The organism is Desulfonatronospira sp. (assembly GCA_003563255.1).
Lineage (GTDB): Bacteria > Desulfobacterota > Desulfovibrionia > Desulfovibrionales > Desulfonatronovibrionaceae > Desulfonatronospira.
On sequence record PWSL01000433.1, the window covers coordinates 1 to 6,419 of the forward strand.

Genomic DNA, 6,419 nt, shown 5'->3' on the forward strand with positions numbered 1-6,419 from the left:
CCAGCCGCTTCTTAAAAAACATGTTTGTAGGGACAGGCACCATTGGTGGACGCAGAGCGTCCGGAAGATGTTCCCACGCAGAGCGTGGGAACAATAAAGGAAATGATGCCCCGAAGGGGCCTCTTTTCCGCGCAGGGTCGCGGAAAAAGCCTAGTGACTTACTCCTGAAACCTTGTCATAAAAAACTCTTTTTTTTATTTATTGGGTTGCGGGCATGGTCCGCCTTAGTTTCGCTGTAGTGTTAATTTAGTTTAATTTCCTGCAAAAGAAAAGAGATAACCGGGTCAAAATTTTACCTGCCCCGGAATTGACCATAATCAATGTAAGGTCTATAAACATCCTCTTGAGGGGACACTTGAGAGGACAAACCATGCTCTGAGCATGGCAGGCAACCTTGACCATTTATTATTGAAACTGGTATCATTACCGCGACACTTTATTTGAACTCGAAGTGCCCCCGAGAGCCCAGCCATTTTACGGTTTGAGGTCGGCAAAAGTGCCTGTCCCAGGTGGCCGAGGCAATAATTAACATAAAGTGTCGCTGTAATGGTATAATCCAGACTGTAACCATTCCCTGGGGTATTGAATGTTCTGGTCATAATATTGCGGGAGAAATCATGCAGGATAACAGCCTGGATATAATCGGCAGGCATGCCCAGGCCGGTATCAGGGCAAGGGAGTTTTTTTTTGAAAAAAATGCCTGGGAGTTGACGATTATCGCCAGGGCCATTGCCTCATGCCTGGTAGCAGGAGGCAAAGTTCTTCTGTGCGGCAATGGCGGTAGTGCAGCTGATGCCCAGCACCTGGCCGCAGAGTTCGTAAACCGCTTTCTTCTGGAGAGGCCGCCCTTGCCGGCCATAGCCCTGACCACCGACTCTTCCATACTTACCGCTGTGAGCAATGATTATGATTTTGCTCAGGTGTTTGTCAAACAGGTCAAGGCTCTGGGCCGCTCCGGGGATATACTTGTGGGCATTTCCACCTCCGGGGAGAGTGACAACATAAACCAGGCCCTGCGTCAGGCCGGAGAAATGGATATGCTGACCATCGGCCTCACCGGCAGGAAAGGCTCGACAATGGACCAATACTGCAACATGCTGCTGGCTGTGGAGGTGGAATCCACTCCGGTTATCCAGGAGATTCATATTGCTGCAGGACACGTCATCTGCATGCTTGTGGACCATTATATTTTTGAAAGGCCTGAACTACTTTGACTTCTGCTGTTCCATGCGGATACAGAAGGTAAGGTTAAGCGCTGAACTGTTACCATCTTGATGGAGGAAATATATATGCCTTTGTATGAATTCTTATGTTCAGACTGCGGCCAGGAATTTGAAGAACTTGTCTTCAAGGCAGCCGAAACCGTCAATTGCCCGGGCTGCAGCAGCGCAAACGCCCGCAAGCTTATTTCAGCCTGTAAATTCAAAACCGGGGGACCCGTGGTTCAGGGCAGCCCTTCGGCCAATGCCATAACTACCAGGGGCTCCGGCTGTGGAGGTTGCGCCGGAGGAAACTGTTCAAGTTGTTGATAACGATGTAGGCAGCAAAAGCGTCATGTCGAGCATTATTATTAAAAATGTCCTTTTAAAGGATAAGATTGTAGACGTCCTGATCCGGGAAAACAGGTTTGAAAGCATCGGCCCCGGCCTGCAGGATGACCAGGCGCAGGAGCTGGACGGCCGCAACAAGGCCATCTTTCCTTCCTTTGTCAATGCCCATACCCACGCAGCCATGACCCTCCTTCGGGGCTATGCCGATGACATTGAGCTGTTTACCTGGTTGCAGGACCATATCTGGCCTTTTGAGTCCAAACTGACCTTCCATGACATATATATCGGGGCCAAGCTGGCCTGCCTGGAAATGATAAAGACCGGGACCACTCTTTTTTGCGATATGTACTGGCACATGCCGGCCACGGCCAAGGCAGTGGATGAAATGGGCATAAGGGCCGCACTTTCCTCAGTCTTTATCGATTTCAACGATCCTGCCAAAGCCAAGCAATTCCGTTCCCGCACCAGGAAATTTTTTAATGAAGATCACAGGCACCCACGAATAAGCTACACCCTGGGACCGCATGGGATATACACCGTTTCCCGGGATTCCCTGGAATGGGTTGCTGAATTTGCCAGGGAAAACAACTTGCTGGTACATATTCACCTCTCGGAGACCCGCAAGGAGGTCCAGGACTGCCTGGATGCCAATGGTATGCGGCCGGTGGAGTACCTGCAGAGCCTGGATTTTCTGGGACCTAACATCATTGCCTGCCACAGTATCTGGCTCAGCGAAAAGGAAATGGATATCCTGGCCCGGCACGAGGTCAAGGTTGTCCACAACCCGGTTTCCAATATGAAACTTGGTTCAGGGGTGTTTCCCTTCCGGGAGATGAGCAAGCGGGGAATCTGCATCGGCCTGGGTACCGATGGCTGTTCTTCCAACAACAATCTGGACATGCTGGAGGAAATGAAAGTGGCCGCCCTGCAGGCCAAGCTTTCCAGTTTCGAGGGCCGGGTACTGCCGGCCAATCTTGTTGATATGGACGACAGAAGTCTTCTGGAACAGCTCTACCTTGATCCCATTTTGTTCAATGCCGGGCAGGCCCTGGAGTTCGCCACCCTTAACGGGGCTCGTATTTTCGGCCTGGACATGGGAAAAATCGCCCCCGGCATGCTGGCTGACTGCATCCTCGTGGACCTGGACCACTACAATCTAATACCTCGACATAACCTGGTATCCAACCTGGTATACTCTGCAACCAGCGAGTGCATCGATACCACCATCTGCAACGGCCGGATCCTGATGCAGGGGCGCTGTATTCCCGGAGAAGAAGACATCATAGAGGAAATGAAAGAGTGGGAAAAAGAACAGAAAAACAGGCGTTGATTCTGGTTTATACCGGGGAGGGCAAGGGCAAGACCTCCGCTGCCGTGGGGCAGGCCGTGCGTGCCCTGGGTGCGGGCCTCCAAGTGGGATTCGGGCAGTTCTTCAAGCGCGATTCCCAGTCCGGAGAGCAGAAGATTTTGAAAAAGCTTTTGCCTGAGGATATGTTTTTGGCCTCTGGCGAAGGATTTTACCGGGACGGCCGTGATCATGAGCGCCACCGAGACAAGGCCCGGGCTCTGGTGGAGTGGGCCAAAAAAAAGATACAGGCTCAAATTGACCTTCTGGTCCTTGATGAAGCCCTCTACGCCCTTAACAGCGGTCTTATCGTACCAGAAGAACTGAGTTTTCTTCTTGATGCGGCTACAAACAGCGGAACCCATCTGGTGCTTACAGGCAGGGATCTCCCGGAATGGCTCAAGGACAGGGCGGACCTGGTGTCTGAAATCCACATGCTCAAGCACCACTTCGAGCAGAACATCCCCGCCCGAAAAGGCATTGAATTTTAAAAAACCACACATCCTTTCCTTGCGCCCCCGCTACACTGCCTGTTTTGGGCCTTTTTTAGCCCGGTCCCGGGGTCCATTTTAAATTTCAACCCAATAACCAAGTTTCAAGGAGTATTCATGAAAGTCTATGCTGCATTAATCATTACCTTTGTTTTTTTCATCCTGGCAGGCTGCAGTCAGCCGGAAAGCGAAGTCGAAACGGTGGAGCAACCTGTAGGACTGGAAACATCCCGGGATAAGGCCAGCTATGCCCTGGGTTATGACATCGGCAGCAACCTTCTACAGGGACAACTGGATATTGAAATTGATATTCTGGCAATGGGCATGCGGGATGCATTCGAAGAAAATGAACCACAATTGAGTTTAGAGGAACAACAGGTAGCACTCAATATCCTGCAGCAGGAAATGATGCAGCGGCAGATGGAAGTATCCCAGCATCAGGCTGAGGAAAATATTGAAAAAGGCCGTAAATTCATGGAAGAATACAGGGAAAAGGATGACGTGGAACAGACCGAAAGCGGAATGCTTTACCGCATGCTTGTGGAAGGTGAGGGCAGCAAGCCCGGCCCCGAGGACGTGGTCACTGTGCACTATACCGGGGAACTTATTGACGGAACTGTCTTTGACAGCTCAGTAGAACGAGGTCAGCCCGCCACGTTTCCGCTGAATCAGGTAATACCTGGCTGGACCGAAATACTGCAGATGATGCCTGAAGGTTCCAGGTGGGAGGTTGTTATCCCGCAGGAACTGGCCTATGGCCGGCAGCAGGCAGGTCCTGACATCGGCCCCGGTTCCACTCTTTTATTCGAAATAGAGCTACTGGAAATCGGTGGAGATTGATAACACTACAGCGACACTTTGGGTTAATTTTTGCCTCGGCCACCGGGGACAGGCACCCGAAACATTTTCATAAACGCGCCTATCACCTGGAGCCGCAGTCCATTCGAAAGCCGGTATACTGCATCACCAAGGGGCGTGCGCCCATCATGGACATCATCCGGACCTTCGAAACGGTGGGGATCATCCCGCCAGGGAACCCGCTGGCCCCGCTGGGACATGTTGCCAGGGGGTTGGTCAGGTCTTGGAAGCGATGAGGGGCAGTTCAGGAAAGGTGATGGGAGTCGGAAGGGATAGGCGGCCAGGCATGGATTAGGCGTCTGGCAGGTTGTCGGGCCAGGCTTGCGCACCATGCAGAACGCGCAGAATGCGGACAACGCCTTTTTGGACGCGATAGGCGACGATGAACGGTGTTTTGTTGATGACCAGTTCGCGTGTGTCGTTGACCCGGCCCGGTCGTCCGCATTCCGGGAAACGAGCCAGCTTTGCGGTCTGCTCCATGATCCGCTCGTCCACGGCAATGGCGGACCTGGGATCGTCCTGCTCAATGTAGTCGAAAATGCTGGTCCGGTCTTCAACAGCGAACCAGGACCACTCGATTTTCACGACAGGTTGGTCTCAAGCTTGCGCCGCGCCGCGGCCCGTCGTTCTTCAAAGCGGGCCTGGACCTGGGCCTCAGGAATTGCAGGCCGCGTGTCTTCAAGGGCCTCCTTGACCTTGGCCCGGAACCAGGCGTCATGAACGGCGGGGTCCATGGTCAGGCAGGCGGGCAGGCTTCCTTCCTGCGCCACGCGGGTCAGCAGGATGCGCACGGCATCGGATACGGTCAGGCCCATGCCTTCCAACACGGCGGAGGCACGTTCCTTGAGTTCGGCATCAATCCGGGTTTGGACGAGAGCATTGGCAGCCATAAGAACCTCCATGTAATATGTTATGGAACTGTAATTCGATTGCATGACAAAGTCAATACCTCTCGATCCAAACCACCTCAATCAATGGTGACCGGGGCCATGAGCACTGACAGCCTGTCATCGACAATTTGTAACCATTCAGGGGGATGCCGAAACCGGCCCGGGGACAGTCCCCGCGACACTTTTTCCGCACAAATACCAAATTTTCAGACGCGAAGTTTTGTGACCCTGCACTGCTAGTACTTAGCGGGGGACAGTCCCCAGGCCTGGTGCCAGTAATCACCACCGAGAACCCCCTGAATGGTTACGACAATTTTTCGGGAGCCTGCATAATGAAAACTCTGGACGACCTTCGCCTGCAGGAAAAGCGGATCATTGCCAAGCATCCGTACCTGCTGGACGTGGATTTCCGCCCGGTTTCCCAAACCGACCTGACCATGGCCGAGATCGCCCGGTTCATGGACACCTCCTGGAAACACACCTACCAGGGCCGGGAGCGGTTCATCTACGATGAGCCGTATCTGCGCTGGACGTTCGGTTGGAAGGGCTTTGACTCAGACCTGTCGATTCTCTCCTACAAGGGCGCAAAACTGGTGGGGGGGAAAGATTTTGGATTACCTTGTCTGTCAATGGCATTTTGAGGTCCTCCATAATTCAGTTAAAACTGAAGGATATGGATTGGCTGGGGTATATTTTTGCAGACATTTTCAACGTCTGCGATATACCCCGAAATATACCCCAAAAAAACCTTGTATGTCAAAGGACCCAGACGCACAAAATAGATAAGCCCGGACAATCTGCCCGGGCTTATCTATTTGATTATATTCGATATTTTTGCTCAGTCGGATTTGACTGGATTTGTTGATGGTGCCGAGGGGGAGACTCGAACTCCCACGGGGTAATCCCCACTAGACCCTGAACCTAGCGTGTCTACCAATTCCACCACCTCGGCTAGTCGTGTGTTAATATAATTTGTTCCCCTGCTTTTGACAACCCTTTTTGAGATTTTTTTTAAAATTCCTGTCGCTTCATGCTTTACCAGGTTTGTTCCCTGCCGGCAGACCTGTCCTGCTAACTGTAAGCACTTATCATGCTGTCCTGCTTTTCTTCCTCTTGACTGCCCTTTCCAAAAATTTCAACATGTTTACTGTTTAACTGTAACCTTCAGGGGGCAGATACCGGCCAGGGGACAGTCCCCGCGACACTTTTACTGCACAACTGAAAAGTACAGACGCAAAATTTTGTGAAGCTTCATAATCATCACTTAGCGGGGACAGTCCCCTGG

The 6,419-nt window shown here is 52.1% G+C and carries 8 protein-coding genes and 1 tRNA gene; 6 read left to right on the forward strand and 3 right to left on the reverse strand.

Annotated features, from left to right (window positions below):
- Positions 1-617: 617 nt before the first annotated feature.
- From QZP87_RS12670 to QZP87_RS12690, 5 genes are all read left to right on the forward strand, one after another.
- Entirely contained in the window at positions 618-1,214 is a 597-nt protein-coding gene (locus tag QZP87_RS12670) for a D-sedoheptulose 7-phosphate isomerase (RefSeq protein WP_291323289.1), read from the forward strand.
- A gap of 75 nt (positions 1,215-1,289) precedes the next feature.
- Positions 1,290-1,529 (forward strand): zinc ribbon domain-containing protein, encoded by a 240-nt coding sequence (locus QZP87_RS12675; RefSeq protein WP_291323290.1) that lies wholly within the window; start codon positions 1,290-1,292, stop codon positions 1,527-1,529.
- A gap of 25 nt (positions 1,530-1,554) precedes the next feature.
- Positions 1,555-2,880, forward strand: a complete 1,326-nt coding sequence (locus QZP87_RS12680; protein WP_291323291.1) for an amidohydrolase — start codon at positions 1,555-1,557, stop codon at positions 2,878-2,880.
- On the forward strand, positions 2,850-3,386 hold the full coding sequence (locus QZP87_RS12685; RefSeq protein WP_291323292.1) for a cob(I)yrinic acid a,c-diamide adenosyltransferase: 537 nt from the start codon (positions 2,850-2,852) through the stop codon (positions 3,384-3,386). Before QZP87_RS12680 ends, QZP87_RS12685 begins: the two co-directional genes overlap by 31 nt.
- A 117-nt stretch (positions 3,387-3,503) precedes the next feature.
- Positions 3,504-4,226, forward strand: a complete 723-nt coding sequence (locus QZP87_RS12690) for an FKBP-type peptidyl-prolyl cis-trans isomerase (RefSeq protein WP_291323293.1) — start codon at positions 3,504-3,506, stop codon at positions 4,224-4,226.
- Between the two features lie 309 nt (positions 4,227-4,535).
- On the opposite strand, the gene QZP87_RS12695 is transcribed toward QZP87_RS12690, so the two are convergent.
- Together QZP87_RS12695 and QZP87_RS12700 are read right to left on the reverse strand one after the other, a co-directional pair.
- Complete coding sequence (locus QZP87_RS12695; protein WP_291323294.1) at positions 4,536-4,829, reverse strand: type II toxin-antitoxin system RelE/ParE family toxin; 294 nt, start codon at positions 4,827-4,829, stop codon at positions 4,536-4,538.
- Positions 4,826-5,179 carry a type II toxin-antitoxin system RelB/DinJ family antitoxin gene (locus tag QZP87_RS12700; protein WP_291323295.1) on the reverse strand — a complete coding sequence of 118 codons (354 nt, stop codon included), beginning with the start codon at positions 5,177-5,179 and terminating at the stop codon, positions 4,826-4,828. Before QZP87_RS12700 ends, QZP87_RS12695 begins: the two co-directional genes overlap by 4 nt.
- Before the next feature lie 287 nt (positions 5,180-5,466).
- On the opposite strand from QZP87_RS12700, the gene QZP87_RS12705 reads away from it, so the two are divergent.
- Entirely contained in the window at positions 5,467-5,775 is a 309-nt protein-coding gene (locus QZP87_RS12705; protein ID WP_291323296.1) for a hypothetical protein, read from the forward strand.
- 224 nt (positions 5,776-5,999) lie between these two features.
- Here QZP87_RS12705 and QZP87_RS12710 read toward each other — a convergent pair.
- Positions 6,000-6,086 (reverse strand) — tRNA-Leu (locus tag QZP87_RS12710).
- Positions 6,087-6,419: the final 333 nt, after the last annotated feature.

What these genes read in the sequence shown, in the direction of transcription:
- QZP87_RS12670 (WP_291323289.1), top strand. Translation starts at nt 618, where the DNA reads ATGCAGGATAACAGCCTGGATATAATCGGCAGGCATGCCCAGGCCGGT.
- QZP87_RS12700 (WP_291323295.1), bottom strand. Translation starts at nt 5,179, where the DNA reads ATGCAATCGAATTACAGTTCCATAACATATTACATGGAGGTTCTTATG.
- QZP87_RS12690 (WP_291323293.1), top strand. Translation starts at nt 3,504, where the DNA reads ATGAAAGTCTATGCTGCATTAATCATTACCTTTGTTTTTTTCATCCTG.
- QZP87_RS12675 (WP_291323290.1), top strand. Translation starts at nt 1,290, where the DNA reads ATGCCTTTGTATGAATTCTTATGTTCAGACTGCGGCCAGGAATTTGAA.
- QZP87_RS12705 (WP_291323296.1), top strand. Translation starts at nt 5,467, where the DNA reads ATGAAAACTCTGGACGACCTTCGCCTGCAGGAAAAGCGGATCATTGCC.
- QZP87_RS12680 (WP_291323291.1), top strand. Translation starts at nt 1,555, where the DNA reads ATGTCGAGCATTATTATTAAAAATGTCCTTTTAAAGGATAAGATTGTA.